Here is a 25,788-nt window from a genome sequence, read left to right on the forward strand (position 1 = left end):
AATTTTAGTCTATGTTAAGAAAGTACTTACTACTCCCGATCCTCATAGGTATACTTACGGGAGCTTTTGCGGTTCTATTCGTTTATCTTCTCGAGCTCATTACCCACTATGTCTTAGAAGGATTGGTGGGTTACGTCCAGCCCCTGCCGGCTGGAGAAGGCGTCAGGGAGGAGTTTACTTCGGAACCTCTGAGACCTTTTCTTCTTCCTATAACGGTGGCTCTTGGGGGGCTTGTATCAGGATTACTCACCTATTACCTTTCACCTGAATCGGCAGGTGTCGGAACGGATGCTGCCATAAAGGCTTACCACAACAAGGAGAGGCTCTCCATACGCTCTTCGATAGTTAAGCTCATAACCTCAGCGGTAACTATTGGAACTGGAGGGACTTCGGGAAGGGAGGGACCCATAGCCCTGATTGGAGCAGGTATAGGATCCACTGTCGCCGATCTCTTCAGGATGGGGGAAAAGGATAGAAGAACGGCTATAGCCGTAGGTCTTGGATCTGGAGTTGCTGCCATCTTCAAGGCTCCCTTAGCCGGAGCCATAATCAGCGCCGAGGTGTTCTTCAAAAGGGACTTCGAGATAGAGGCTATGATACCGAGTTTCATCGCCTCGGTTACCTCCTACAGCGTTTTCGGTATGTTCTTCGGCTTCCAGCCCATATTCTCGGTGGACATACCGAGGTTTCTGAACGTCCAGCCCCTCTCATTGCTCGCTTACGCCGGATTAGGGGTTGTGTGTGCGGTTGTGGTGAGGATATTCACCTTCGTATTTTTTAAAGTTAAGGAGGAGTTCGATAAACCGAAGATTCCACCTTACTTAAAGCCTGCTCTCGGTGGTTTCGTAGCGGGTCTCGTAGGAGCTTTCATCCCAATGGCAATAGGCAACGGGTACGGCTGGCTTCAGCTCATAATGGACGGAAGGCTCCACGATATAAGCCTTATAGCTCTGGGAGTTCTCGGTGTTATACTCGGGGTCTCCTTCACGCTCGGCTCTGGAGGTTCGGGGGGTGTCTTTGGTCCCTCGGTTATGATAGGGGGTCTCGTGGGAGCTACCTACGGTCTCCTGCTGAACGATCTTTACGATCTTTCCCTGCACGTCCCCTCCTTTGTCATAGTGGGGATGGTCTCCCTCTTTGCTGGTGCGGCTAAGGCTCCCCTCTCTACCCTAATCCTCATAGCGGAGATGACGGGCGGATACGAGCTCCTTGTTCCCGCGATGATCTCCGTGTTCATAACCTACTTCCTGAGCGGAAAGAGAAGCATATTCCCCAGTCAGGTGGATACGCGTCTCGACTCTCCGGCTCACATGGACGAGTGGGGGCTTTATATCTTAGATAGGTTAAAGGTTAAGGATTATATGAGTGAGCCGATAACCATAAAGCCCTACGCGAATTTGGAGGAAGCCCTCAGGGTAATGACCGAGAAGCTGATAGGAGGTCTTCCAGTTACCAACGGCGGAAGGCTCGTGGGCATAGTGACGAGGAGCGACATACTGAGCGTTCCGTCCGAAGAGAGGGATAGAAAGAAGGTTTACGAGGTCATGAGCACAAACCTTATAGTGGTCACTCCCGAGGATACCTTGGGAGAGGTCTTCAGGCTTATGACCGCAAAGGGTATAGGGAGGGTTCCCGTCGTTGAGAAGAGGGGAAGCCTGAAGCTCGTCGGCATAATAGCGAGAACAGATCTGGGAAGGGCAATAAGGGAGTGGGGATCTTAACCTAACTTCACAAGTATGTACCCATCCTCTATCTTAGCTCCCTTCGGCTTTAAGTTCCTCAGCTTCCTCGGCAGCATTATGTGGCTCTTGAAGTTTCCGACCCTGACGACTATCTCGTCCTCTCCCTTCAGGAGGGATATGCTCTCCTTCTTCACGAAGGGTGCCCTTATCCTTATGGTGTAACCTCCGTTCTCCGACACAAACTCGTAGGGTCTCTCCTTAAAGAAGATCTCGGAGGGATCCCTGTCTCTGTATATTATGTCCGAGAGAATTTCAAGTCTCTCCACTCCAAAGACCTCCTCCTCTAAGAGAGGAACCTTGAACACGGGAACAGGAGAGAAGTAACTTTCTATCTCCTCTATATACCTTTTCTGTATATCTATCCAGCTCCTGAGATAGGAGCAGTCGGCGGCGTCCGTCGGAATAACCTTATTGACTATAACGGCATCAACGTTAACACCGAAGAGGTTGAAGTACATAAAAGCCCTCTGGCTCTCCCTGAGAACCATCTTTTCAGGATTGGAGACGAGCCTCACGGACGTTACCTCAGGATCTATTAGTATCTCATCTACTCCTTTGAGCTTTTCGTAGAAGTTCTCCAAGGCTTTGAAGTAGGACTCATCCGGAAGAGGAACATCCGTTAGCCTCCCGACTACGGGGCGGGCGACCTTCATTACCATCCTCTCTGTCTTAAAGATCTTCTTCATGTACCACTTCAGAACCGTGGGCATGGAGACGAACCTCAGGGACTCCCCGGTTGGGGGCAGGTCTAATATGAGGACATCAAACTCCCTCTCCCTGTAGTACTTGTTCACGTAAAGGAGACTCGTAACCTCCTCCATACCGGGAAGGATGGCGAGCTCCTCCGCGAGAACCTCGTCCAGACCGGTCGTGTTGAAGAGTATCTCTAAGAACCTGTAAACGTCTCCCCAGTACCTGTCTATTTCCTCCTGTATGTCTATCTCCTGAATGTAGAGGTTATCGTTTACCCTTATGGGTAGTCCTTTCGCGGAGTACTTCTCCTCGTCGGAAATATCGAAGGCGTCTGCGAGAGAGTGAGCGGGATCGAGGGAGACCACTATCGTTCTGTAGCCAAGTTTGGACAGCTTGTAGCCTGTTGCGGCAGATACGGTAGTTTTGCCTACCCCACCTTTACCGGAGAACAGGATTATTCTCATGAAAATATTTTAAAATTAACCCCAAATGCGAAGGCACTTGAGAACTATTCGCAAATTAGTATATAATTATATTGCAATTTGATAACACTAAGGAGGAGGTGGAAAGATGAAGAGAGCGGTAGCAGTTGTGGTGACAGCGGTGGGAAGTGTGCTCCTGATGGGAGCCGGTAAGTCTGAGGACGCTAAGCTCTTGGAGGAGGCGAGGAAGTATTTCCAGCCTCTGCCGAAGGTAGCCGAAAGCAAGGAAAACCCTGTAACACCCGAAAAGGTTAAACTCGGAAAGATGCTCTACTACGATCCAAGACTCTCCAAGAGCGGGCTGATAAGCTGTAACACCTGTCACAACCTCGCGACATACGGAGTGGACAACCTGCCAACTTCTGTCGGTCACAGATGGCAGATAGGTCCAAGGAACGCCCCCACGACCCTGAACGCCGCCCTCCACGTAGCCCAGTTCTGGGATGGAAGGGCAAAGGACGTTGAGGAGCAGGCTAAAGGTCCCATACTCAACCCCATCGAGATGGCGATGGACTCTCCCGAAGAGGTGGTGAAAAGACTCAGCACTATACCTGAGTACGTGAAGCTGTTCAGGAAAGCTTTCCCCAAGGATAAGAACCCTCTTAACTATGACAACGTAGCTAAAGCGATAGCTGCCTTCGAGAGAACTCTCATGACTCCATCGAGGTTCGACAAATTCCTCCAGGGTGATCTGAACGCTCTGACCAAAAAGGAGAAGGAGGGACTCAAGACCTTTATTCAGGTGGGGTGTGCAAGCTGTCACAACGGGCCTGCACTCGGTGGAACCATGTTCACGAGGTTCGGTATAGTCGAAGCTTACTGGGAGGCTACGAGGGACTACGTTACCCTTGAGAAGCCGACTATGCCTATGGACGTAGGTAAGTTCGCCGTTACCCACAAGGAAGAGGATCTCTACGTTTTTAAGGTTCCTTCCCTGAGGAACATTTCCAGAACCTATCCCTACTTCCACGACGGCTCTGTATGGAACTTGGAAGACGCTGTTCAGGTGATGGCGAAGGTTCAGCTCGGAAAGGAGCTAACCAAGGATCAGGTTGATAAGATAGTTGCCTTCCTGAAGGCTCTCGACGGCGAGATTCCCAAGCACGCCCTTGAGCTTCCCGTTCTTCCTCCCTCCAGACCTGACACTCCCAAGCCTGTCAGGTAATATATCCGGGTGCCCTTCCGGGCGCCCTCAAACGCTCACCAATTTTCTACTGAGCTCTTTGACAAGCTCGAAGTTAAGGGAATGCCCACCCTTGTAAGATATAAACCTTCCCCTCACCGACCTTCCCAGAAGGTAGAGGTCCCCGACCAGATCCAAGACCTTGTGTCTGACCGGCTCGTCCTGATATCTGAAGCCACCTTCATTGTAAGCTCCGTTTCTTCCTATGACGAGTGTGTTTTCAAGACTTCCTCCCTTTCCAAGACCCCTTTCTTTTATCATCTTTATCTCATGCTCGAAGCAGAAGGTTCTTGCTAAGATAATGTCCCTTACGTTTCCCTTAAAGGTGTACCTCTGCTTGCCTAAGTAGGTCTGAAACTCCCCCTCGTAGGTTATTTCAAAACATGAGCAGGGTAGAGCCTTCAAGTATGCATCTCCCTTCCTTACCGTTATTTCCTCCTCTATGTGCAAAACTTCAGCGTCGGAGGACTGTTTTACCACCTTATCCTTTATCTCTCTGTAAAAGAGGTAACCGCTACCGTCGAGGATGGGTATCTCACTTCCTCCGATCACTTCGATAGTAAGGTTGCTAACTCCGAGCAGATGGAGCGTTGCGAGAAGATGCTCAACGGTTTTAATAACCACACCGTCCTTTCCGATATCCGTAGAGTGGAAGGTGTTTATCACGAAATCAGGACTGAGAGGTATCCTGACGCCTTCCCTCAAGAAGCCAATTCCCCTGTCCTCCTCTTCGGGATGAAGGATGACCTTAGCTTTCTCACCCGTGTGTATTCCTACACCTTCGAAAACTATCCTTTCCTTTACGGTCCTCTGCTTCATCATCGCTCTTTAATATTTGCAATTTTCTTGCCAATACTCGTGAATTTTACCCGCAACCTCATCCATCAAAGGTTTCAGCGGAACTATATTCGGGATTACACCGAACTTTTCTAACTCCTTTTTTGTAGTTTTACCAATAGCCACTACCGTAAACTCTTCGAGCGAAATTACCTTATCCACCTTTTGCAAATTTGCAAAAAAACCCCTGACTGCAGAGGGACTGGCGAAGACTATGAAGCCTCCACCTTCGAGAACGCTTTTCAGGTGATTGGGGTTGTAGCTTAAGTTTACCGTCCTGTAAACGTTAATCGGTATAACTCTATATCCCTTCCTCCGAAGACCTTCTATAGCCTCAAGTCTTCCCTGTTCGGATCTGGGTATCCAGATCACCTCCCCCGAACCTTCGGGGAACGCTTCCACTATCCCCTCCGCCGAGCGCTTTTCAGGGATAATATGGACACTGTAGCCTACCTTTTCTATGGTTTCCTTGGTCTTATCCCCAACCGCCACTACCTTTGCCCCCTCGGGGATGCTTACCCTTTTCAAGAAGTATCTCACCGCCTTTGCACTTTGAAAGATTACATAGTTGGGCTTCTCCTCAGGCAGGTTGAACTCGAGCTCCTCTGTCTCGATCATAGGTAAGGGGACCACTTCAAAGCCAAGCCCTTCAAATCTTTCCCTGTCTCGCTCTATGTCCTCTCTTGAGCGGGTGAGAATGACCCTTTTAATACACTCTCTGCCCATTCTCTCATTTTATTCAAAGCCCTCTCAGCCATAAGCTCCTTCCTCTTCCTTTTGTCCTTTATCTTCTTTTCAAGGGGGGGAAGGAGACCGAAGACGGGGTTCATAGGTTGGAGCTCTCCCTCCTTCGAAGTTATGTATCTCACAAGAGATCCAAGCATAGTTTCCTCAGGAGGGACAACGAGATCCTCTCCTCTCAGGAGTCTTCCAGCGTTTATTCCTGCAAGTACGCCTGTTGCGGCAGAAGCAACGTAACCCTCAACGCCCGTTATTTGTCCTGCGAAGAATATGTTTTCCCTCTTTCTCATGTTGAGAAAGGGGGTGAGAACCCTGTTGGACTGGATGAAGGTATTCCTGTGCATTGAACCAAGTCTCACGAAGACGGCGTTCCTCAGGGCGGGGATTAGACGGAAAACCCTCTTCTGCTCTGGGTAGGTAAGCTTCGTCTGGAAGCCTACCAGCGAAAGGAGTGTTCCCTTTCTGTTCTCCTTTCTAAGCTGGACCACTGCAAAGGGTTGCTTTCCTGTCCTCGGATCCACAAGGCCCACTGGCTTCATCGGTCCGAAGAGGAGGGTCTGATAACCTCTCTCAGCCATCTCCTCTATCGGCAGGCAACCTTCGAAGTGAACCGCCTTCTCGAAATCCTTTGGCTGAACCTTCTCCGCCTTCAGGAGTTCTTCGTAAAATTTTTTATACTCCTCCTCTGTAAGGACACAGTTGAAGTAGTCCTCACCTCCTTTCCCGTACCTCGATCCCCAGAATCCTTTCGAGAAGTCTACACTCTCGGCATCGACTATGGGGGCTATCGCATCGTAAAAGTAGAGAGTATCGAAACCCACAAGCTCCCTTATGTTCTCCGTGAGCTCCTCTGAAGTGAGTGGCCCGGTAGCCACGATAACGATCTCATCCTCGGGAATCCTCTTTACTTCTTCCCTTCTCACTTCTATATTCGGGTGGTTCTCTATCTTTCCCGTTATGTAGTTTGCGAAGATGTTCCTATCGACCCCGAGGGCACCGCCTGCCGGAACCCTCGCCTCCTTAGCTGCTTCTATAACAAGGGATCCGAGAAGACTCATCTCCGCCTTAAGAAGTCCTGCTCCTGTCGTCAGCTCCATTCCTCCGAGGGTATTGCTACAAACGAGCTCTGCAAGTTTGTCGGTTTTATGAGCTGGTGTCGTCTTCTTAGGGCGCATCTCGTAGAGAATTACCCTTATACCCTCCTCCGCTAATCTCCATGCAGCCTCCGAACCGGCAAGGCCACCTCCTATGACTATTACCCTGTCCTTCATCCCAAGGTATTAAATATAGGAAGTTTTTAAGCAAAATACGTCAAAAACGTTTTTACTAAAGCTACCCTACCGTTTATCCCCGTCTTAGAGGCTATATTTTTTATATGATTCTTTACGGTGTTCAGGCTTATACTAAGCTCCTGAGCAATTTCTGTGTTTCTATATCCTTTTACAACAAGCCTCAGCACTTCAAGTTCTCTCGGTGTAAGCGTTCCGAGTAGTGCTACTTTATCAGTCTCTCCGTCCGGCGAAAGGTTTTCGGAGTTGGCAGCGTCAACTGCACACACTATATCTAAGAGATCTCTTACCTCAACTAACTTTAAACCTTCTATACCCAAAAGCCTGCAATTCCCGTTTCTCTTTCGCGGTGGAATCACATGGATAATTTTGCCTTCCCAGTAAATATCAAATGGAAAGTTAAATCTGAGTGAGCTTGCTAAGTTAAATACGAAGGAGCTCAGCTCATCGGTTGGATCTCTTTCTATCCAGAAGATGTTTCTGGATTTGTAAACCCTTTTCAGGTATTCCCTTATAAAGGAAGTATAAAGTTCAGACCCCTTATTCCTCAGGAGGTTCATAAAGAAATCGCCGGAGCAGAGGGAGCAACATCTATCATTTATGCTCATACCTATGGGTTTGAGTTTTATAAGTAAGAGCCTGCTGTTATTTCTTACCTTCACTTCTTGCACAGAACAGAGAAAGGACTCTCCTCTGTGTATGTTCAGCCAGATACCGTTCTCTCTTCTTCTTTTATAAATGCGCAATAGATTCCAACAGCATAATTTTTCACCTTTTGAGAAGGCCGGGATCAGAGCGTCTGTGCATAAGAACTTGTCTTCGCTATTAAATCCCGTTAGCTCACGGAACTTCTTTGTGCTGTAAACTATATACCTGTCGTCATCCACAACGGCTATCGGATCAACCATATCCTCTATAAGGTCAAGGATCAACCTCTCCATAGCTCAGTTTATATATAGTTCCTTCTTCTCATTTTTTATAGCCCCAAAGGGCTATTTTTACTATCGGTAAATTTAACCCCTAAGTATCTTGTTTTCAGAATTCCCCTTTGCTTCATATATACCAACAACTTGACAAGGAGGTCAAAACATGGAGATCACGAGGAAGGATTTTCTTGCGGGACTGGGAGCTGTGGCAGTGGGAGCGTCTATCCCTTCGCTCGTTTTTTCAAAAGCGCGCAGGAAACGGATAGCTTCACTGAAAAGTATCAAACCTTTGAAACCGATCTCCTTCTCTTACCCCGACGCGGACTCACCCGCCATACTCGTTGATATGGGCGAGCCTGTGTATCTCGGAGCAGGACCCAACAGATCTATAGTCGCCTTCTCGGTGCTCTGCCAGCATATGGGCTGTCCTTCCAGCTTCGATCCTGAAAGCAAGCTTATAGTCTGTCCCTGCCACGGAAGCCTCTTCGACCCAGCCAAAGGAGGAATGTGCGTAGAAGGTCCTGCTATAAGCAGGCTTCCCATGATAGCGTTAGAGGTTAAGAGGGGGAACGTTTACGCTGTAGGCATCGCTTACGGAGTCATATACGGCAGAGCGAAAAACTTTTAAGGAGGGGTTATCATGGACAGGAGGGACTTTCTAAAAACGACAGTTATAAGCGCGAGTCTTTTGCCCTTCATAAAACTCGATGAAGCTGAGGCGTTCAGCCTGAAAGCTGAGGAGGTTCCTCAGGAGGTAGAACTACCTCCTCCCGATGCGGAGGTCTATAACCTCACCTGTCAGTACTGTATGGTTCAGTGCGGTTACAAAGCTTACGTATGGGAAAGGGGCAAAGGAAGGAAACCATCTGGGACTTACACGGGAGCCCTTTCGGGGGAATGGATAAATCCCTACTTCGTAGCACCTGCAGTTAAGGATGGGAAGAAGGTCTATATAGCGATAGTTCCGGATAAGGATTGCGTTATCAACAAGGGAGACCACTCCGTGAGGGGAGGTTCAAACGCTCTGACTATATACACGGAAGAGAGACCGGAGGTAGCTCGGAAGAGGCTCCACTATCCGATGGCAAGGTTGAAAGGTAAAGACTCTCCCCTCGTCAGAGTTTCGTGGGACGAGGCTGCGGAAATAATAGCTGAGAGGTTCACGAAGATAAAAGACGAATACGGTCCGGACGCTCTCGGGATGGTCTTCGGAGACTGGCTCTACACGCTATCTACCTACGCCATTCTCAAGTTCTGGTTCAAGGGACTCGGCTCCTCCTCCTACGCAGGCAACGGGTGGTTTTACGACGAGGAGAGTTCAGGAATTTCGGCGGCCTTCGGAGACGGAACGAGGAGTCTTACGGTAGAAGACTTTGAACTCACAAAACTTCTTGTAACCGCAGGAACGAACCTTCAAGCCAACGGAAGCGTGTGGTATCACAGGTTTTACCTCAACAACTTCTCCCAAGGGAAGGCGAAGCACATAGATATAGATCCGAGGAGAACCTATCAGGCTTATCTTGCGGAGAAGCACGGAGGACTCCATCTACAGGTCAAACCGGGAACGGACCCCATTCTGGCAGGGGCGCTTATAAGGATAGTTGTAGAAAGGGGCGCTTACGACAAAGAGTTCGTGAAAAAGTACGTTACGGGCTTTGAAAAGGTCTTAGAGGTCGTAAAACTCCCCAAGTTCTCGCTCAGAAACGCTTCCCGTATAACGGGAGTACCTGCAAAGAAGATACTTAAGGCTGCAGAGCTGATGATAGAGAACAAAGGAAAGAGCATGTTCCTGAACGAAAAGGGAATAATCCATCAGATGGCAGCCTTCGAGGCACAGCACGCCTACGCAGTGCTCGGAATAATATTGGGGAACGTAGGTAAGCCCGGAGCCTGCGTATCGAGGTCGGGGGGACATCCGAAAGGAACCTTCGCCTGGCCCGAGGAACCACCCAGCAGGGCTAAGAACAAAAACATTTACGAAGCTTTGGAGAAGGGGAGGATAAAGGCGCTCTGGGCATACGGCTGCAACATATTCAAGCAGATGCCGAGCTTGACAAAGTACAGACCTCTTATGGCAAAAACCTTCCTCGTAGTATCCGACAGAATACATACTGAGATGGACGAGGCGGCGGACGTTATACTGCCGGCCGCAACGTGGGGGGAGACGGACTATATACTCGCGAGTGAGGACAGGAGGGTTCGCATAATTCAGAAGTTCATGGATCCTCCCGGTGAAGCGAAACCCGACTGGGAACACGTGGTTCTGGTAGCCAAGAAGATGGGTATCAGAGGTTTTGACTGGAGAAAACCGAAGGACGTATGGGATGAGATAAGACAGCACAATGACTGGATAAGGGAGATGGAGTGGGAAAAACTCCTTGAAGCGGGAACGAACGGACTCAGATATCCAATGGTAAACGGCAGATCCCCCACAAGACTTTACTCTGACGAGATGGAGGAGATAATGGGCAGAAGGTTCTTTACGAAGGACAACAAGATACACGTTGAGAAAATAGAGGCGCTGAAAGATTTCGATCCCAAGAAGTACGAGCTCGGAGAGGTAGATGAACGTTATCCCCTGATAGCCATAGACTTCAGGCTGAACGAACTCTGGAATACTGGGTACACGTACTGGGATAAGCCGGGCGTTTACGAGAGGACTACGGACGCCTTCCTGATGATAAATCCGAAGGATGCCAAAAAGAGAGGGATCGAAGACGGTAACTGGGTCGTTATAGAGTCCAGATACGGAAAGTGCAAAGCCGTGGCTCGGGTAACAAAGGACGTGAAACCGGGCGTGGTAGCGATGCCTGCCCTTTTCCCGAAAGAGGAGCAGGAGTTTAACTTCGTTACAAGACCGACTCCCACAACCGCCGGGAGCGTGGATACTATGGTTGCCGTTGAGGTTTACAAAGTGTAGATCCGTCGGGAGGGGCTTCCCTCCCGTTTTAAAAAACCAAGGAAGGGGGTACGCGCCATGAAAAAGAAGAAGATTGTTGGAACAGCACTCCTGTCAGCTATCCTTGCAACACCGACCGCTCACGCGGTGAAGCTAAGCGATGCCAACATCGACTTCGGCATCCAGTACAGGGTCATGTACAACAATTCCAACATAGGCTCTAAGAAGCAGTACGACTTCTTCAGACAGAGACTCAGGCTCAACTTAGACGTCCACACAGAGGAGAACGTGGGCGGATTCATCCAGATCGAGTACAGAGGCGGATGGGGAGGCTCATCCCCAGAGTCCAGCGATCCCAGAGGAGTTTACGCCATCAACGCCTTTAACAGACTCCAGGCAAGAGGAATAAGGTATGGATACCTGTACTTCCCCATAGGTCCAGGTAAGGTTCTTGCAGGTATCCTTCCAGCCAACGATCAGGTTGACCAGATGCTCTTCTCCGCGGACTGGGATTTCAACGTTGGAGGAATAGCCTACGCAGGGAGTGCCGGAGCCTTTAACTGGAGAGCAGGAATAGTGAGGTTAGTTGAGGGACAGGCACTTATAAGCAACTCACAGATAAACGAGGATCAGGATGAAAACTTCGTGATCTTAGACCTGAACACCAAAGCAGGAGGAGTGGATGTTGGAGTTCACTGGTACGGAGCTTATGGGAAGGTTTGTATTCCAGGAGCAGGTCAGGAGTGTGTAGACAGCGACAACGATCCGACAAACGACGCTCCTGCAACAAAGCTCAACCAGACATGGCTTGGAGCCCATGCGACAGCTAATCTGGATATGTTAAAGCTTCATGGTGTGATTCTCTACAACACTGGTAAGGTTGGAAACACAAGGAACGATGGGTTCTTGGTGAGGATAGAACCTTCCTTCAACTTTGGAAAAGTGGGCGTGAGCCTGCTTGGAATTTACTCAAGCGGTGAGGACGATGGTACAGGTTTTAAGACCGTTTACAACCTGGTTGGAACAGCAGGATACTGGGCGTACACTTACATATTCACTCCTCACGGACCTTCCGATGTAAACGACTTTGGGCTTGAGCCGGGGAACAGAGGCTACGGTCTAATAACTTTGCAGGGGAAGGTTGACGCTCCGATAATGGACAGACTATCAGCTCAGGCGGTGATTGGGATCTTCAGGTCAACCAAGGATATGCCTGTAGGAGGAGGACAGACTTCCAAGAACCTCGGAACAGAGTTTGGAGTTCAACTCACTTACAACGCTGGTAAGCACATGAACCTTGAATTTGGAGGGGCTGTGGCGAGTTTAGGAGATGCTGCCAAAGCCAACTACAACGGAGTTGATAAGTCTTCTGTTAACGAGTTTTTTGCAAGGCTCCAGCTCGAGTTTTGAGCTTCCCTCTGTCCCCTGTATGGCTGCCGTTTACGCTGCCGGCGTAGGCGGCGGCTTTTTAAGTTTATCAGAGGTGAGGAGAGATGCCTCCTGTTCTCGACAGGAAGGATTACAGACTTCTGATAAAAGAGAGGAAGGACTTCATAGTCTGTATGGAAGGTGAGCGGAAGGAGAAGCTGTTCGAAGAGATCTTTTCAAAGTATGCGGGATACGTCCTTGTGCTCGTCTGCAGACCTGAGAACTGCCCTGAGCTGGTGAGGTCGTTGAGGATAAAGACACTACCTGCCATACTTTTATTTTCTGAAGGCAAGCTCATAGACAAGATAACAGATCTGAGTGAAAGGAGGGAGGTATTTTTGAAAATAGACAACTTTCTTAAGTTTCTTGGTCTCAAGGAAGACTTTTTTCTGAAGAGGTACATATACCAGAGAAGAACCAAGAAGGACATGGAGATATTAGAGGAACTCTACTATCGAGAGGTATGGAATGGATAGATTCGATTCAGGGAGGTGGTACATGAGACAGGTTAAGGTTGCGATAGCAGGTCTTGGAAGAGTGGGGAGCGTCTTTCTCGAAGCACTCCTATCGACGAATACCGATAGCGTTAAGGTAATAGCAGTTGCGGAACCGAGGGAGGAGCTTGAGTCGGTCAAAAAAGCTAAGGAGAACAACATAGGCTATTTTAAGGATGCGAGGAGTATGCTCGAAGCCTTTGGAGACGAGATAGACGTTCTGTTTGATCTGACAGGGAATGCGGTTCTCAGGACGGAACTACACGAAATTCTCAGCTGTCAAGGGAACAAGCACACAGTTATAGTTCCCGAAAGAATAGCTTACCTTATATGGGCTCTTATAACGGAAGGAAGAGCTGTATATCCCCTTTAGGATTGCTATGAGGATTGCTATGTATACAAAATTTACACTCTACCTTTTTGTTTTTGTTCCAGCTTTTAGCCTTGCCTTCGGAGCTCCATTCAACACGTTCCTGAATCTAAAAATAAGACTTCAACCAAGAATCGATTTCGGCAAGATCTACTCTTACAAAGACAGAGGTGATCTTTACATTAGAAGAGCAAGGTTAGAAATATCAAAAAGATGGAGTGATTTACCTGCCGGCTCACTTGACCTGAAAATTGTTCTAAAAGCCGATAAAGTGGAGATGGATTACGATTACAAAACAGGGAAAAGGTATTCCTACAGTTCTAAGGTCAGATTGCATCATGCTTACATGAACTGGAAAATATCAAATCAGATTTCTATTAGAATTGGTAGATACAAGAAACCTTACTCAAGGGTTTCCCTAACCTCCTCCTCGAGACAACTCTTTATAGAGAGACCTTATTCTACAGAAGACGCCAAGAAGTGGCTTGGAGATTACGACTCAAACCAAATCCTCTTCTACGGAAAGATATTTAGAGGTATTTTCAGGTATATGCTCTCAGTGTCTGACGGCTCAACCATTGAAGACAAACAGAAGGCGGGAGACAATGTCCGCTCCGACGTTAAGCTGGGGAACTTTTACGCCGTGAGGGTTGAATTCTCTCCTCCCGGATTTATTGAGAAGAAAAAGGACGACACAGGTATAGGTGAGAAGAACAAGGTAAGCGTTGTCTCTCTTGGACTGAACTACGCCCAGAACAGGAACTTTGACGTTGATACTGACAACAATACAGGAAACGGTTATGAAGTTCAAAACGAAAAGGGAACTGTATGGGGAGTGGATGTGTTCGGCAGGTTCTTGATTGGACCCGGAGCGCTAACCGCACAGGCTGAGTATGTAAACATGAAGTACGATAGGCTGGATATAAAAGAGAAGGGTTTTTACGTTCAGGGAGGATACCTGATACCCATACCGATAGGTAAGATAGAGCCTGCAGTCAGGTACGAGAACTTTAAAGAGGAGAAGAACGGAGAAGAAAAGAAGAAAAAGAGCATAATAACCCTCGGCTTCAACCACTACCTCAAGGCTCATAAGATAAAGTGGGCTTACAACGTTCTTCTGATAAACAATAAAGAATCAGGGGCTAAAGACCAGACGGTTCACCAGATACAGGCTCAGTTTTACTTCTGATCCAGTCTCACTTTATGCTGTGTTTTACATCAAGTTTCGGGGCGAGCGGACTTGAACCGCCGACCTCTGGCTCCCGAAGCCAGCGCTCTACCACCTGAGCTACGCCCCGTCAGTTAATTAAATTATAGGAAAAGAGGAGGCGGGAGAAGGGACTTAGGATCCCTCTTCCTCCTTGCTATCTCCGCTCGGGGTCGTAGCAGGTTGGTACTCCTCTTTTGGTATGAACTTGAACTCACCCTCTTGATAGTCCACCACTACGGTCATTCCGTCCTTGATCTCGCCCCTTATGATCTTGTCCGCGAGGGGAGTTTCCACGTACCTCTGTATAGTTCTCTTTAAAGGTCTCGCTCCGAAGGCGGGATCGTATCCTCTCGCCACCAATTCTTTCTTGGCGTTCTCGGTAAGCTCTATCTTGATGTTCCTCTCGGCGAGCCTCCTGTTCACGTTGGCTATGAGCAGATCTATGATCTGAGAGAGTTCCTTCATCGTCAGAGGCTTGAAGACTATGATCTCGTCCACCCTGTTTAGGAACTCGGGCCTGAAGAAGAGTTTGAGCTCCTCGAGAACCTTCTCCTTAGCCTTCTCAAACTCCCTCTGGAGGACATCTTCTGAGGCATCCACCGGTATGTTGAGGAGATACTGGGAGCCGATGTTGGAGGTCATGATTATGACCGTGTTCCTGAAGTCCACCGTCCTTCCGTGGGAGTCGGTAAGCCTTCCATCGTCGAGCACCTGCAAGAATAGGTCGAAGACCCTCGGATGCGCCTTCTCTATCTCGTCAAGGAGTATCACGGAGTAAGGCTTCCTCCTCACCGCCTCGGTGAGCTTTCCTCCCTCTTCGTATCCCACGTATCCGGGAGGTGCACCGATGAGCTTGGCTACGGAGTGTTCCTCCTTGAACTCGGACATGTCAAGCCTTATGAGGGCATCCTCCTCACCGAAGAGGAGTTCCGCGAGAGCTTTTGAGAGCTCCGTCTTACCCACACCGGTGGGTCCCAAGAAGAGGAAGCTCGCTATGGGTCTCTTGGGATCCTTCAGTCCCGCTCTCGCTCTTCTTACCGCTTCGGCAACTGCCTTCACCGCATGCTCTTGATCGACAACCCTCTTGTGGAGTTCCTCTTCAAGTCTGAGTAGCTTCTCCATCTCCTCCTCTTTGAGTCTTGTAACGGGTATTCCTGTCCACTCGGAGACCACCTGAGCGACGTCGTCCCAGGTTACGACGAGCTCCTTAGCCTTTTCCGACTCCAAGGCTTTCAGTTCCTTTTCAAGGTTTACCTTCTCTATCTTCAGCTGTGCTTCCCTTTCGTAGTCTCCCTGCTCCGCCACCTTCATGATTTCCCTGTCGAGCTCTTCAATCCTCTTCCTCAACTCCTGGATCTTCAAATCAACTCCACCGAGCTTCTCCGTAAGCTCCCGCTTCTCTTTCTCGAGCTGTGCCTTCTGAACTTTGAGCTGAGCCTCTTTCTCGTAGTTCCCCTCTAAGTTAGCCTTCATGATCTCTTCGTCTAAGGACCTTATCTTCCTCTCTATCTCCTGAACTTCAGGAGGAACGCCTATTACCGCGAGCTTCTTCCTCGCCGCCGCCTGATCGAGAGCGTCTATAGCTTTGTCCGGTAGCTTCCTGAAGGTGACGTACCTCTTCGTAAGCTTTACCGCCGCCTCTATGGCTTCGTCGGAGATCTTTACCTTGTGGTGCTGTTCGAGCTTGGGTCTCAGACCCTTGAGAATTTCTATAGTCTCCTCAACGGTGGGCTCGTCCACGTAGATAGGTTGGAACCTCCTCTCTAAGGCTGGATCTTTCTCTATGTACTTCCTGTATTCGTCCACGGTCGTAGCACCTATAACTCTTATCTCACCCCTCGCGAGGGCAGGCTTCATTATGTTCCCCGCGTCCACGGCACCCTCCGCCTTACCTGCACCTACTATAGTGTGTATCTCATCTATGAAGAGGATCACGTTTCCTTTTTCCTTCACCTCTTCCAAGAGCGCCTTCATCCTCTCCTCAAACTCTCCCCTGTACTTTGATCCAGCAAGTAGCGTAGCCATGTCGATCGCCCATATCTCCTTGTCCTGAAGTTCAGGGGGAACCTCTTTGCTAACTATTCTCTGAGCGAGACCCTCCACTATGGCGGTCTTACCCACTCCTGGATCTCCGACGAGAACGGGGTTGTTCTTCGTTCTCCTCAGAAGCACCTCTATGACCTGATTTATCTCCCTCTCTCTTCCTATAACAGGGTCGAGCTTCCCTTCCCTTGCAAGCTCAGTCAGATTGATACCGAACCTCTCGAGAGGAGACTTCTCCTCCTCTTTCAGTTCCTGACCTACGTCCTTCATCTCTTTCTCACCTCCTATAACCTGATTTATCAATCTACCTCCGATGGTATCCTTTGCCTCAATAAGGGCTGCTCCTATATGTGAGGGTTGAACCTGAGCCTCTCCCTCGCTGACCGCCCTGTTCTGGGCGTTTTCCAACACCCTTATAAGATACTCACTGTAATCGAAGGAAGGCTTCTTACCGAAGACCCTTTCCGCAATTTTGTCGATCACCCTGTCGGGGGATATACCTATCTCTTTTATCTGTTCTATGAGAGAAGACTGCTCTATCGCCTTCCTTATTAGCCCGTCTATGGAGAGCCTGTTTTCTAAGAAAGCCTTTACGTCTTCGGGTTTAAATACAGAACTTAAGCTCCTCTCAACGCTTTCAAGCTGTCTCCTGTAGTTGCCCTCCAAGGCTTCGAGCTGTCTCAGTTCTAACCTGAGATTCTCTAAGGTCCAGTAGTCTCCGTATCTCCTTGCCCTCTCTATCTCCCTCTCTATCCTTTCCCTCGCCTGCCTTATCTTATGGAGTTCGGTCTGAACCCCTCCTATATCGCTCTTTACCTGCATTATCTGGCTTCTCAGGTTTATCAGATGTTTGGCTTCCTGCTCTACTGCCTTTTCGATTTGCTCCTTAAGGTTCTGCAAATGTTCTCTTATCCTCCTTAGGAACTCCTTCCTTTCAATTCCTCTCTTTTCCAGATACTTGGCTAAGGGAGAGGTTTCTTCCGAGAGGAGCGCGATGAGAAGGTGATCTGTATCTACCTTTGTGTCCCCCTGCTGGCGTGCTATCTCCTTAGCCTTCTCTATATACTCGAGGGATTTGGCAGAAAATAGGTTCTCGCTTATCATTATCCCACCTCCGAACTTAATCGTTTATATAATATTTCTTGAGTATGATGTTGTCAAGTTTTTAGTACTCTTCTCCCTTCCACATATCTGGGGAGAACCTGACCACTCTGTTCCTTCCCTCCTCCTTAGCTTTGTAAAGAGCAACGTCGGCGAACTTTATACATTTCCAGAACTGTCCCTCGCAGTCTTTGGGGAACTCAGAAACGCCTATACTGACAGTTTTCTTCAGGATACCCCCTGAGAACTCTATAGCTTTGTTTTCGATTGCGCGCCTTATCTTCTCAGCCACCTGCTCCGCCACGCCTTCCTTGGCGTCCATCAGGAGGACGAGTATCTCCTCACCTCCAAACCTTATCACGTAGTCCGCTTCTCTAACATTAGCCTTTATCACGTTGGCTATCTCCCTAAGAACTCTGTCTCCCACGTCGTGCCCGTACTTGTCGTTCACCTGTTTGAAGAAGTCTATGTCTATCATGAGGATTCCGATGTTCGAATTCCTTCTCTTGATCTGAGCCGATATCTTGTCTGCAATTTCATCGAGGAACCTCCTGTTGTAAAGACCCGTTAACTGATCTACGTAAGACTGTTCTTTGAGTATCTCCATAAGGCTCTTGGACTCTAAGACTGGCGCTGCTTCAAGGAGGTATCCCTTTATGTAAGGTATGACCATCCTGACGAACATATCCATCTCTTTCTCGTAAACTATCTGAATTACGTTCCCCACTTTACCCCCAACGTTCACAGGTATGCAGTAGTACTGAATACCCTGTGTGGAACAGAGCTCGTTAAAGGCGAACCTCGGACAGATACAGGGGAACTCCTGAGAGTCCACATCCTGTCCTGTCCTCTTTGCTCTGCACTCGTTGGCGTTTTCCAATATAATCTCTGAACACCAAAGTTTCTCTCCTTCTGCAGTTACCACGTTCATCCTGTTTCTGTTTCCGTCCACCTCGTAGATCGAGAACTTGTCAAAACTCATGTAATCTGAAAGTATGGTAGCTATCCTCTCGTAAATATCGTCCTTTCTTACATCCTGTTCTATCGTCCTTTTGAAGTGAGAGATCTTAACAAGCTCATCGACTATCTTCTCCGTATCCTTTAAGGCGTTTTCCGTCTCCATCACGTTGTAGCCTATGAGCATAGACACCTTCTCCCTCACGTTGGAAAGGGTTGTGTCTAAGGTTTCACCGACGTTGTTTACTACCTGAGCAAGTTCCCCAGCCTCATCTTTTAACTCCGTTCTTACCCTCTCCTTAAAATCTCCTTCTTTGTATCTCAAAAGGACCTTCTTGAGGTTCCCAAAGAGTCTGGTGTAAGGCTCAAAGTGCTTCAATATCACAAAGAAGACGAGAACGAATAGACCTCCCGATATTCCCGTGTAGAGCCCGAGGAGCACAAGTCCTTCTTTCCTTCTCTCCGTAAGATCTATGGCGAGACTTACCGCTCCGAGAACCTCTCCCTCCTTTACGTTGTGGCACTGGAGACAGTTAACTCCCCCTTTAGAGCTCGCCCTGTAGGGTATGACGAGCTCGTATATGACCCTCTCCTTGCTCTCGAACAACCTCTCTTTTATCCTGCCCGTCTTCAGAACTTCCTTCTCAAGGGGCGTAACCGCACGCTCGTCCTCCATCCCCTTGCCAAACTGCCTTACAACCGCCTCTCCCCTTATAACCCTCAGATACTCGAGGTTCTTTGTCTTTCTTATCTGCTCCAAGAATGTATCCCTTTTATCTATAACACCCATTACCATGAAGGAGGTAAGGGAATCCCTGACGAGCTCCGCAACCGTTAGGGCGTTCTCTTTCGAGCTATCTATGGTGCTCTTACGGAAGAAGAGAGCGACTATTCCTGCGGTAAGAACGAGTAGAATCACGAGTATAAGCCCTATTTTAAGAACGAGCCTTCCCCTCATACCCCTTACCTCTCTATCGTTACTTTACCTCACTCTTTCAGGTGGGGGTGGATGCTCTCGAGCTCTCTTAAGAAACTCTTTCGAAACTCCTCTCTGAACTTGTGGGAGTAGAAGGCTATCTTCGCTGTATCCCCCTCTATCCTTACCCAGACCTTCCTGTGAACGGTGTAGAAGGCTACCAGCATACCGAGGACGAGGAGTATGGACCCAGCCCAGATTATGTTCGTTCCCGGGTGGTAGCTGACCTGAAAACCTGAATAGAACTGAGGCTCAAAGCCGTCCATGAAGAAGACGTAGGGAAACTCCTCGAGTTCCTTCACCTGAGAATAAACCATCACCGTAAGCTGAGGATCGTAAACGACGGGAACGTTGTAAGCCTTCCTTTTCCAGAGGACCTTCAGGACCACGGCCGGAGCAAGATCCCCTTCAAGACCCGCATCGGGATTCTGAATGTTGAGGACCACCCTCTCCACCGAGATAAGCATATCCTTGAACTCGGTAACCTCTCCACCCTTTACTATCACCCTACCGAGGATAGCTTTGTGAGCCTGATCTTCCTTCTGGGCGAGGTTTTTGTCCACCACAACTATACCCATCTGAGCCACCCCTCCCGTCAGACCGTAGGAAGCCTGAAAGATCCTGTAGCTCTTGAAGTCGAAGGGCTTGTTTACCTCGACGATCCCCTCCGCCACCTTCTTGCCGCTGTTGATTATCTCTATATCGCTCCTGTAAGAAGCTACGGCGTCCCTGAAAGCTTCTGCCACCTTTATGCCCTTCTGTTGAGCCTCCTCTCCGTAAGTTATTATCCTGAAATCCTTAAGGTGAACCGCGAAGGGGAGCCTTACCCTCCTGTCGTCGTTCCCTACGAGCATGATGTTGGAGGTTTCCCCTTCGGGAACGGGGAGGAAACCCCTGATACCGAAGATGGCATCGATCAGCGCACCCGCCATTATGATGAGTAGGGCTATGTGAACTATGTAAACCCCGAGCCTCGAGTACCTGCCCTTCTCCGCAAAGAGGTAAATCTTACCTCCTTCCTCCTCCTTAAAAACTTTAAAACCTTTCTTCACGAGAAGATTTATAACGTCCTCAGGATCTCTTATTCTCATGCTCACAGGTTTTAGATGCTTCTCAGCTCTCTCGTCGAGCTTCATTATCCTCTCGGAGCCGAAGGTCTGTCTCCATATTCTCGGTAGCCTCTTGATAGAACAAACGGTGAGGTTTATCGCAAGGAGGACGATCAGTGATATGTAATACCAAGAGTGGAAAACGTCAGTAAGCCAGAGCTTCCAGAACCAGACGGCCTTTGTCGGACCAAACTTATCCAGATACTCCTCAAAGCTGAGGTTCTGCTGTATGTAGGTTGAGCCGAGCATGGAGAAAATTCCAAGGAGGAGCATGATAAAGATTGCTAACTTCAGTGAGGCGAGGAAGTCGTAGATAAATCCAAAGAAGTTCCTGTGTTTTCTGTAATCTTTTATTAAATCCTTTATTCCTTTATACAGGGTGGCTCCCAGCCCGAGGGCAAAGAGGAGGGCTGAAACTCCGAAGGAGATCCAGTATGCAGATCCCGGTTCCTCTAAGTGGAAAAGCCCGTATATGATAACTCCAACAAATAGGATCAGAGTAGCGACGAAGAAACCAAAGGATTGAAGGATCGAACTCATAGGTTTCATATTTTAAGGCTCCCCTCGTAAGTTTCCTTGACTTTCCTCCTGATATCTTCCAAAAGCTCCTTCGACAGGATCTCGACCACCTCGTAGTTCTTATCCCCCTGCTGTATCGAAGGCATCTGGACGTAGTACCCGCCGTACCTATTTCTCATCAATCTCACCGCCTTTATGATCATAAGATCTCCTATCCTCACGTCAGCGTATCCTACGAGACCTCCTCTCCTGCTGGGAAGTTCGAAGGGATAGAACTTTACCACTTCAACTTTCATTAGAGCAGATTATACTTCCTGAGTATTCTTGCTACCTCTTCATCTTTGGAAGAAAGTGTCCTTAGCGATTCTATCAGAGCTTTAATCTTTTCATCCTTTAAAGTTTCCTCCTTAGCCTTCCAGATTATGGTTCTCCTATCCCAGAGGACAAATCCTATAACCGCAACTGTAAAGGTTGTAAATACACCGGATAGTATGTAGAGGAAGTTGAATAGATCGTCTATCCTGTTATTCATATCTTCAAATCTTTTGTCGATCTGTTCAAATCTCTTGTCTATCTGCTCAAACCTTTTATCTATTTGTTTGAACCTTTCTTCAAAAATCGCCTGCCTCTTTTCTATTTCTATAACCTTCTTCTCTATATCGAGAAGCTTCTGATATATGACCTCGTTAGTTATCCTCTGCTGAGCGAAACCGAGAGAGCTTATTAGAAGCAGAACAAGTAGCAACCCCATCACGATAAAATATACCACATGCTCTTCTTTAAGAAATCCGAGATAGAGAAGCGGGCGGAAAAAGGTGATAAGAGCGCCATATTAGAGCTCCTCAGAAAAGGCAAGAAAGACAAGGCGAGGAAGCTCTTGGAAAAATATGAAGAAGAGGCCGATCTGAGAAAGGTTCTCTTCGACCTTTACGTCGAGGAGGGTAACTACCTACAGGCTTACAGGCTCTTGGAGAAGTACGGAGATGAGCTTGGAACTGCAAAGAGTAGGGCTTTAGTTTATGAGAAAGCTGGAAATTATCAAAAAGCCGTAGAAGAGTATCTGAAGGTCGGAGACTTTGAGAGTATTTATAAAGCAGGGAACATCTTTTATGCAGCGAGAAATAAAGAAAAAGCGTTGGAACTCCTGGAGAGAGCCTTAAAGATAGCTCCACCTTCCAAGAGGGAAGAGGTTGAGAAAAAGATAATTGATATAAAGAGAGAGCTCGGACTCATAGAGGAGAAGAAGGAGAGTCTCTTAGACAAGCTCAAGAAGGGACTGAAAAAGACTAAGGAGAGCGTTGAGTTCGGAATAGTCTTCCGCGGCAGGAAGGTAGACGATGAGCTCTTCGATGAACTCGAGGAGTTGCTTGTTAAAGCGGACGTCGGTGTAAAAACTGCCGTCGCTCTCGTGGAGGATCTCAGGAAGATCGCGGTAAGGAAGAATATAAGGACCTCCGAGGAGCTTAAGGAGATCACGAAGGAAAAGGTAAAGGAACTCCTCAAGAACTGCGAGGGAAAGCTCAACCTTCCTCAGGATAGGAAACCCGTTGTTGTACTTTTCTTGGGAGTTAACGGATCGGGGAAGACAACCACCATAGGAAAGCTATCCTACAAATTCTCTAAGGAAGGTAAGAAGGTTATGCTCGTTGCCGCCGATACCTTCAGGGCGGCAGCTATAGAGCAGTTGGAGGTATGGGCTGAACGGTCTGGGGCGGACATAACCAAGAAACAGGAGGGAGCGGATCCCGCCTCGGTAGTCTACGAGGGGATAGATAGAGCTATGAAGGAGGGACATGACATCGTTCTGATCGATACCGCGGGAAGACTACATACCAAGGAGCCTCTTATAAACGAGCTGAGGAAGATAAAGAAGGTGATACAGAAACTCATCCCTGAGGAGCCTTCCGAGACACTCCTCGTCCTAGACGCCACCATAGGACAGAACTCTATTCAGCAGGCTAAGGTCTTCAAGGAGGCTGTGGACATAAGCGGTATAGTGGTGACCAAGCTCGACGGCTCGGCGAAGGGAGGGGCTGTAATTGCTATATGCAGGGAGCTAAGGGTCCCCATAAAGCTCATAGGTGTGGGTGAGGGCATAGAGGACTTACAGCCCTTCAGTGTCGAGGATTACGTGAACGCCCTATTTGACTAAATTCCTGAGCTCAACCTCTTTAAGACGGCGGAACCTCACTCTCTCAAGAGCCTTTCTAATTCTCTCCTCGTCTTTCAGGGAAAGTGATCTTCTGTAAAGCTCCTGTGCAAGAGACAGATCCCCTCTCAGCTCAGCACATAGAGCTCTGTTGTAAAGAACTGCGTAGGTTTCAGAAGCAATCTGGTTAAAAATACTACAGGCTCGCTCAACTTTCTTATCCTTTGCAAGATCTATTGCCCTTTTAAAGAGCTCCTTTTCCTTAACTCCTTCCTCATCGTCCATGAACTGGTCCTGTACGTAAACCCTGTGGGGAGCTATGTCCCTGATAAGTTCTTCTATTGCCTTAGCTTTAGCTCTCGAGAGCAGTTTTATCGATGTCTGAGGGATATGATTGTAGTCAGCACAGTATTTGTCCTGTGCGCTTGTTACTATCTTTCGGGAGTAAACCACCTCACCCTTTTCAACGTCCACCAGCTTTGGAAGAAATAAAACCTCTACCCTCTTTAACTGACAGGGAACCCTTCTCTTCACCGTTTTTACACACTCCTTTATTATTCCTGATCCTTTGGTTTGGAGACACACAGTCCTTATCTCCAAGTAGTAACTAACTTCATACTTATACTCTGCCGTCCCCGTCAGGATTCCCTCAGCCTTAAGAAGCCTTCCGAGCTCGACCTGATCCTCTGTAAGCCCGCTCGAGGAAAACTTGAGTTCGGACAGAACCTTACTTATCTCCGTCCTCGACACTACTCTGAAGTAGGGTCTTCCCTTCACCCTCACCTGCAGGAGCTGTGCCTCTATCTCCGACGCAAGGAGCCTACCGTCGAGCGTTCTACTCTCGAGGGGCAGCACCGCGATCTTCCTTATATCCCCGCTATAAAATCTCGGAGGCTCGATGTAGCTCATCACCACCTTAGGCTTGGCACAGTTAAGTATAAGTGGAAGTAAAGGAATTAGGACAAGGGGTCTTAATCTCATGGAAACTGTATTATAATGAGGTCAGGGAGGTGAGAGATGCCGGCTTACGATCCTTTTTCATACATGTTTAACCTCCTGTGGTTCATGTTCATCTTCTTTCTTATACTAAGTCCTTGGTTTAAGAAGATGTCTCTCCAGAGGGCGAGGGAGGCGGCTATAAGGACCATAGAGGAGAGGAGGAAGAGCAGAGTTATAACGATGATCCACAGACAGGAGGCTATGGGCTTTCTCGGAATACCCATATTCAGGTTCATAAACATAGAAGACTCAGAGAGGGTTTTGAGAGCCATAAGGATGACGCCCGACGACATGCCGATAGACTTCATAATCCACACCCCCGGAGGGCTCGCCTTAGCAGCCACCCAGATAGCCAACGCTCTCGCAAAACACAGGGCGCCCGTCAGGGTTATAGTTCCCCACTACGCCATGTCGGGGGGGACGCTCATAGCCTTAGCCGCCGACGAGATAATTATGGATCCCAACGCTGTCCTGGGTCCGGTAGATCCCCAGATAGGTCAAATGCCGGCGGCGTCCATACTTAAGGTTCTGGAGAAGAAGGACATAAAGGATGTGGACGATCAGACCATAATCCTCGCCGACGTCTCCGAGAAAGCTATAAAACAGATGAAGGAGTACCTCACCAACCTTCTCACATCCAAGGGAATGGATAAAAGCAAGGCTGAGAAGATAGCGGAGGAGCTGGCGGTCGGGAAGTTCACCCACGATTATCCCCTGACGGCTGACTACCTCAAGGAGCTTGGACTCCCTGTAAAGACGGAGGTTCCCGAAGAGGTCTACGCCCTTATGGAGCTCTACGAACAGCCTGTTGGATCCCAGCCCCCTTCGGTTCAGTACATACCCGTGCCTTACAGACACAATCAGGAAGCTAACGGTAGGCAAGGATGAGGGCGGTTCTGTAACCTGTATATAACATAAGGAGAGCTCCCACCATTCCGGCGAAGACGAGGGAGTAGAGGATAACTATCTGAAAGAGAATAGCCCTCATGGGATCCGAGCCTGCTATGAGCATACCCACCGCTACCCCCGGAATGTGAACGAGCCCGGCAGCCTTCATGAAGTTTATCTTAGGTATAAGAGAGGCCCTCATACTGCTCACTATAGCCTCCTTCATCGCAAGCCTCAAGGGAGCTCCAAGGGCAACCTTCGCCTCCACCTCCTCGAGCCTGTTCCTCACCTCTCCCACAAATCTGTCGAAGGCTAAGGTTATGGAGTTTAGAGTGTTCCCCACTATCAAACCTCCAAAGGGGATGAGCTCGTGGGCGGAGGGTTTCAGGATACCTACGAGGAGGAGGGGAACTATCGTTATGAAGCTCGTGAAAGTGATCGATAGGAGACTTGTAAATAGCACTTCCCTGTGCTTCACCCTCTCGTAGGCTATGAAGGCGGACACGAAGGACATAGCCAAGATTACGAAAAGGATCTCCCAGAGGCTCTCGAGCCTGAGAAGATACTTCAAAAGGTATCCGAGGAGAAGGAGCTGAAAGGCGGTCCTGAGCGAGGAGATAAATATCTCCCTCTCGCTACCTATACCTTCCCTCCAGGAGATGAGTATGGCGAGGATTATCAGTAGGTACGAATAGAGGAAAAGGTGCTCTTCCATGGAGTCTAATATTTTCCAATATTTCGGGGGTATAATTA

The 25,788-nt window shown here is 48.5% G+C and carries 22 protein-coding genes and 1 tRNA gene; 10 read left to right on the forward strand and 13 right to left on the reverse strand.

Annotation, left to right across the window (positions count from 1 at the left end; genetic code table 11):
- Positions 1 to 11 precede the first annotated feature (11 nt).
- On the forward strand, positions 12 to 1,721 hold the full coding sequence (locus ACZ483_RS10115; RefSeq protein ID WP_464324053.1) for a chloride channel protein: 1,710 nt from the start codon (positions 12 to 14) through the stop codon (positions 1,719 to 1,721).
- Here the strand turns inward: ACZ483_RS10115 and ACZ483_RS10120 are convergent.
- Positions 1,718 to 2,899 carry a TRC40/GET3/ArsA family transport-energizing ATPase gene (locus ACZ483_RS10120; RefSeq protein ID WP_464324054.1) on the reverse strand — a complete coding sequence of 394 codons (1,182 nt, stop codon included), beginning with the start codon at positions 2,897 to 2,899 and terminating at the stop codon, positions 1,718 to 1,720. The genes ACZ483_RS10115 and ACZ483_RS10120 overlap by 4 nt on opposite strands.
- A 106-nt stretch (positions 2,900 to 3,005) precedes the next feature.
- Between ACZ483_RS10120 and ACZ483_RS10125 the strand changes: the two genes are divergently transcribed.
- Complete coding sequence (locus ACZ483_RS10125; RefSeq protein WP_464324055.1) at positions 3,006 to 4,082, forward strand: cytochrome-c peroxidase; 1,077 nt, start codon at positions 3,006 to 3,008, stop codon at positions 4,080 to 4,082.
- 27 nt (positions 4,083 to 4,109) lie between these two features.
- On the opposite strand, the gene lpxC is transcribed toward ACZ483_RS10125, so the two are convergent.
- The 4 genes from lpxC to ACZ483_RS10145 are packed head-to-tail and all read right to left on the reverse strand — an operon-like array spanning position 4,110 to position 7,908.
- Complete coding sequence (gene lpxC / locus ACZ483_RS10130; RefSeq protein WP_464324056.1) at positions 4,110 to 4,922, reverse strand: UDP-3-O-acyl-N-acetylglucosamine deacetylase; 813 nt, start codon at positions 4,920 to 4,922, stop codon at positions 4,110 to 4,112.
- Positions 4,923 to 4,928: 6 nt separating this feature from the next.
- Positions 4,929 to 5,663: a uroporphyrinogen-III synthase gene (locus tag ACZ483_RS10135; protein WP_464324057.1), complete on the reverse strand. Its 735-nt coding sequence runs from the start codon at positions 5,661 to 5,663 to the stop codon at positions 4,929 to 4,931.
- The gene (trmFO, locus tag ACZ483_RS10140) at positions 5,609 to 6,949 is read right to left on the reverse strand and encodes an FADH(2)-oxidizing methylenetetrahydrofolate--tRNA-(uracil(54)-C(5))-methyltransferase TrmFO (protein ID WP_464324058.1); all 1,341 of its coding nucleotides are present in this window, start codon (positions 6,947 to 6,949) and stop codon (positions 5,609 to 5,611) included. The genes ACZ483_RS10135 and trmFO overlap by 55 nt, the downstream gene beginning before the upstream one ends.
- A 26-nt stretch (positions 6,950 to 6,975) precedes the next feature.
- Complete coding sequence (locus ACZ483_RS10145) at positions 6,976 to 7,908, reverse strand: LuxR C-terminal-related transcriptional regulator (protein WP_464324059.1); 933 nt, start codon at positions 7,906 to 7,908, stop codon at positions 6,976 to 6,978.
- 148 nt (positions 7,909 to 8,056) lie between these two features.
- Here ACZ483_RS10145 and ACZ483_RS10150 point away from each other — a divergent pair, with 148 nt between their 5' ends.
- From ACZ483_RS10150 to ACZ483_RS10175, 6 genes are all read left to right on the forward strand, one after another.
- Positions 8,057 to 8,521 carry an arsenate reductase (azurin) small subunit gene (locus ACZ483_RS10150; protein ID WP_464324060.1) on the forward strand — a complete coding sequence of 155 codons (465 nt, stop codon included), beginning with the start codon at positions 8,057 to 8,059 and terminating at the stop codon, positions 8,519 to 8,521.
- 12 nt (positions 8,522 to 8,533) lie between these two features.
- Positions 8,534 to 10,813 carry a molybdopterin-containing oxidoreductase family protein gene (locus ACZ483_RS10155; RefSeq protein WP_464324061.1) on the forward strand — a complete coding sequence of 760 codons (2,280 nt, stop codon included), beginning with the start codon at positions 8,534 to 8,536 and terminating at the stop codon, positions 10,811 to 10,813.
- A gap of 57 nt (positions 10,814 to 10,870) precedes the next feature.
- Positions 10,871 to 12,202, forward strand: a complete 1,332-nt coding sequence (locus ACZ483_RS10160; protein ID WP_464324062.1) for a hypothetical protein — start codon at positions 10,871 to 10,873, stop codon at positions 12,200 to 12,202.
- A gap of 83 nt (positions 12,203 to 12,285) precedes the next feature.
- Positions 12,286 to 12,696: a hypothetical protein gene (locus ACZ483_RS10165; protein WP_464324063.1), complete on the forward strand. Its 411-nt coding sequence runs from the start codon at positions 12,286 to 12,288 to the stop codon at positions 12,694 to 12,696.
- Positions 12,689 to 13,087: a serine kinase gene (locus ACZ483_RS10170; RefSeq protein WP_464324064.1), complete on the forward strand. Its 399-nt coding sequence runs from the start codon at positions 12,689 to 12,691 to the stop codon at positions 13,085 to 13,087. The genes ACZ483_RS10165 and ACZ483_RS10170 overlap by 8 nt, the downstream gene beginning before the upstream one ends.
- A gap of 19 nt (positions 13,088 to 13,106) precedes the next feature.
- Positions 13,107 to 14,273, forward strand: coding sequence for a porin (locus ACZ483_RS10175; protein ID WP_464324065.1), 1,167 nt, complete (start codon positions 13,107 to 13,109; stop codon positions 14,271 to 14,273).
- A gap of 36 nt (positions 14,274 to 14,309) precedes the next feature.
- Here ACZ483_RS10175 and ACZ483_RS10180 read toward each other — a convergent pair.
- The 6 genes from ACZ483_RS10180 to ACZ483_RS10205 form a co-directional block, all read right to left on the reverse strand.
- A tRNA-Pro gene (locus ACZ483_RS10180) sits at positions 14,310 to 14,382 on the reverse strand.
- A 44-nt stretch (positions 14,383 to 14,426) separates the two neighbouring features.
- Positions 14,427 to 17,441, reverse strand: coding sequence for an AAA family ATPase (locus tag ACZ483_RS10185; RefSeq protein WP_464324066.1), 3,015 nt, complete (start codon positions 17,439 to 17,441; stop codon positions 14,427 to 14,429).
- A 61-nt stretch (positions 17,442 to 17,502) separates the two neighbouring features.
- Positions 17,503 to 19,353 (reverse strand): sensor domain-containing diguanylate cyclase, encoded by a 1,851-nt coding sequence (locus ACZ483_RS10190; RefSeq protein WP_464324067.1) that lies wholly within the window; start codon positions 19,351 to 19,353, stop codon positions 17,503 to 17,505.
- Positions 19,354 to 19,382: 29 nt separating this feature from the next.
- Positions 19,383 to 21,020, reverse strand: coding sequence for a cytochrome c biogenesis protein ResB (gene resB / locus ACZ483_RS10195; protein WP_464324068.1), 1,638 nt, complete (start codon positions 21,018 to 21,020; stop codon positions 19,383 to 19,385).
- Between the two features lie 5 nt (positions 21,021 to 21,025).
- The gene (locus tag ACZ483_RS10200) at positions 21,026 to 21,295 is read right to left on the reverse strand and encodes a septation protein SpoVG family protein (RefSeq protein ID WP_464324069.1); all 270 of its coding nucleotides are present in this window, start codon (positions 21,293 to 21,295) and stop codon (positions 21,026 to 21,028) included.
- Positions 21,295 to 21,750: a hypothetical protein gene (locus ACZ483_RS10205; RefSeq protein WP_464324070.1), complete on the reverse strand. Its 456-nt coding sequence runs from the start codon at positions 21,748 to 21,750 to the stop codon at positions 21,295 to 21,297. Before ACZ483_RS10205 ends, ACZ483_RS10200 begins: the two co-directional genes overlap by 1 nt.
- An 18-nt stretch (positions 21,751 to 21,768) precedes the next feature.
- Here ACZ483_RS10205 and ftsY point away from each other — a divergent pair, with 18 nt between their 5' ends.
- Positions 21,769 to 23,151, forward strand: a complete 1,383-nt coding sequence (gene ftsY / locus ACZ483_RS10210) for a signal recognition particle-docking protein FtsY (RefSeq protein ID WP_464324071.1) — start codon at positions 21,769 to 21,771, stop codon at positions 23,149 to 23,151.
- Here the strand turns inward: ftsY and ACZ483_RS10215 are convergent.
- A complete protein-coding gene (locus tag ACZ483_RS10215; protein ID WP_464324072.1) occupies positions 23,140 to 24,129 on the reverse strand; it encodes a hypothetical protein in 990 nt (329 codons plus the stop codon). The genes ftsY and ACZ483_RS10215 overlap by 12 nt on opposite strands.
- 36 nt (positions 24,130 to 24,165) lie before the next feature.
- Between ACZ483_RS10215 and ACZ483_RS10220 the strand changes: the two genes are divergently transcribed.
- Positions 24,166 to 25,035, forward strand: coding sequence for an SDH family Clp fold serine proteinase (locus tag ACZ483_RS10220; RefSeq protein ID WP_464324073.1), 870 nt, complete (start codon positions 24,166 to 24,168; stop codon positions 25,033 to 25,035).
- Here the strand turns inward: ACZ483_RS10220 and ACZ483_RS10225 are convergent.
- Complete coding sequence (locus ACZ483_RS10225; RefSeq protein WP_464324074.1) at positions 25,016 to 25,750, reverse strand: ABC transporter permease; 735 nt, start codon at positions 25,748 to 25,750, stop codon at positions 25,016 to 25,018. The genes ACZ483_RS10220 and ACZ483_RS10225 overlap by 20 nt on opposite strands.
- Between the last annotated feature and the right edge of the window lie 38 nt (positions 25,751 to 25,788).

It is taken from the genome of Hydrogenivirga okinawensis, from assembly GCF_055385515.1.